Origin of the sequence: Gordonibacter sp., from assembly GCF_036667095.1 — a bacterium.
Taxonomy (GTDB): Bacteria; Actinomycetota; Coriobacteriia; order Coriobacteriales; family Eggerthellaceae; genus Gordonibacter.
In genome coordinates this window covers 1-2,118 of sequence record NZ_JAVWUP010000062.1, presented here as the reverse complement: position 1 = coordinate 2,118, position 2,118 = coordinate 1, and the positions used below count along the sequence as shown (strand labels likewise).

Sequence of the window (2,118 nt, the reverse complement as noted above, 5' to 3'; positions counted from 1 at the left end):
GCCGCGCTCCTCGAGCGCATTGCCTACTACCAACGCGTGCTGGCCGACCCGGCGCTCGTCCGCGAGATCATCAAGGAAGAGCTGCTGGAGATCAAAAGGAAATTCGGTACGCCGCGTAGGACCCGCTTGTCCGGTGATGCTAAGGATATCGACGTTGAGGACCTTATCGCCGACGAGAATATGGTCGTGACGGTGACGAAGTCCGGCTACGTGAAGCGCCTGCCCGTTGCCACTTACCGCCAACAGAAGCGCGGTGGAAAGGGCATGCAGGGCGTGAACCTGAAGGACAACGACTACGTCGAGCACCTGTTCGTGGCTTCGACACATGCCTTCATGCTGTTCTTTTCCACGGCGGGCAAGGTGTACCGCCTGAAGGTGTACGAGTTGCCCGAGGCGTCACGCCACGCGCGTGGCACGGCCATCGTGAACCTGCTGCCGCTGGCCAAGGGTGAGACCATTTCGGCCGTTATCGCCACGAAGGACTTCCCGACCGACGAGTACCTTATGTTTGCCACGTCGCACGGCATGGTGAAGAAGACATCGATGGAACTCTACGACCGCACGCGCCGCGACGGCCTTATCGCCATCAACCTGAAGGACAACGACGAGCTTATCTCCGTGAAGCGCGTCGCTTCTGGCGAGAACGTGATTATGGTGTCGAGCGCTGGTAAGGCCATTATGTGGAGCGAGGACGAGGTCCGCAGCATGGGCCGCGACACCATGGGTGTGCGCGGCATGAACGTGCCGCCTATCGCGCGCGTTCTGGGCATGGAGATTGCCAAGCCCGACACGCAGCTGTTCGTGATCACCGAGAAGGGTTATGGCAAGCGCACCCCGGTGTCTGAGTACCCCGAGCACCATCGCGGCGGCCAGGGCGTGTTCACCATCACCATGACGGAGAAGAAGGGCCTGCTGACGGCTATGAAGATCGTCACGACGGACGAGGAGATCATGATCATGTCCGAAGAGGGCGTCATTGTGCGTACTCCGGTCGTAGGCATCTCAGAGCTGGGCCGCTCGACTCAGGGTGTCTGTGTGATGAAGGTAGCCGACAACGATCGCGTAACCGCGGTTGCCATCGCGAGCCGTGCTAAGAAGAAGCGCCCGGCAGATGCTGACGGCCAGCTAGACGAAGAGCAAATTGACCTTTTGGAAGAAGAATCCGAAGAAGAAGGCGTCACCGAGAACGAGATCGACAGCGAGTAAGCACCCTTTCTAGGGCGTTCGAAAAACCGGTAACGAAAAAATAACGGGCCCTGATACGGCCCGTTATTTTTTATCTCCTGTCAACCACCCTCTCCCACACGTATTCGATTATTCCGTGATTCCTTAGGAACACCTGTCTCCCCTGATGTAATCCCCTACTAGACGGATTGTTTCATGTGAGACATTTTGGGTGTTGTTTGGTAGGACGCGTAGTGGGGAGGTCTACTGATCTTCGAAATCCTCGGGTGCGATTTCGGCGAGGAATGTGCGAAATTCGGCGAGCTCTTGATCTTCACCAGGGTCTTTTTTGAACACATAGGGAAATGACGCGCGTTCGAGCACTTCTTCCTCGACATAGAGTGGTGCCTGTTGGCGAAGCGCCAAGGCGATGGCGTCCGAAGGCCGCGCATCAAGGTCGATAAGGCGATCGTGTTGTTTCAGCGTCAACCTTGCGAAGAACATAGCTCCCTTGACGTCGTTGATGACGACATGATCGACTCGCGTATCCAAATTAGTGAGGGCATCGAGGAAAAGGTCGTGTGTCATAGGTCGTGCAAAACGTGCCTTTTCTAGCGCTATGCCAAGCTGGGCGGCCTCGTTCGCGCCAATCCATATAGGGATGATGCGTGATTTCCCTGGTTGGGTAGGTTCTTCCACGGGCTGTAAGACGAGAATCGAGGGAGCAGGCGCCGTCATGACTATAAGGGTTTGAATATTTACGGGTACCATTTAGTGCTCCTTGTCGGATTGGAGAAAGCCGTTTCAAGAAGGCTTGGCCACGATTATACCGCTCATTTCTCGGCTGATCTTTCACGGTGGAAGCCGTTTTCGGTACGGTTTTAAACTGCTTGCAGCCTGCGAGAAGTTGCGTATGAAAATGATTTTAAAAAATGTTTGACCAAATAGCGTTTC

General features: G+C 55.5%; 2 protein-coding genes. One reads left to right on the top strand and one right to left on the bottom strand.

Annotated elements, in window-relative coordinates:
- The coding region (locus RR842_RS07360) for a DNA gyrase C-terminal beta-propeller domain-containing protein (protein ID WP_332514124.1) at positions 1 to 1,206 on the top strand (1,206 nt) is incomplete at its 5' end.
- A gap of 222 nt (positions 1,207 to 1,428) precedes the next feature.
- Here the strand turns inward: RR842_RS07360 and RR842_RS07355 are convergent.
- Positions 1,429 to 1,935 carry a bifunctional nuclease family protein gene (locus RR842_RS07355; RefSeq protein WP_332514126.1) on the bottom strand — a complete coding sequence of 169 codons (507 nt, stop codon included), beginning with the start codon at positions 1,933 to 1,935 and terminating at the stop codon, positions 1,429 to 1,431.
- Between the last annotated feature and the right edge of the window lie 183 nt (positions 1,936 to 2,118).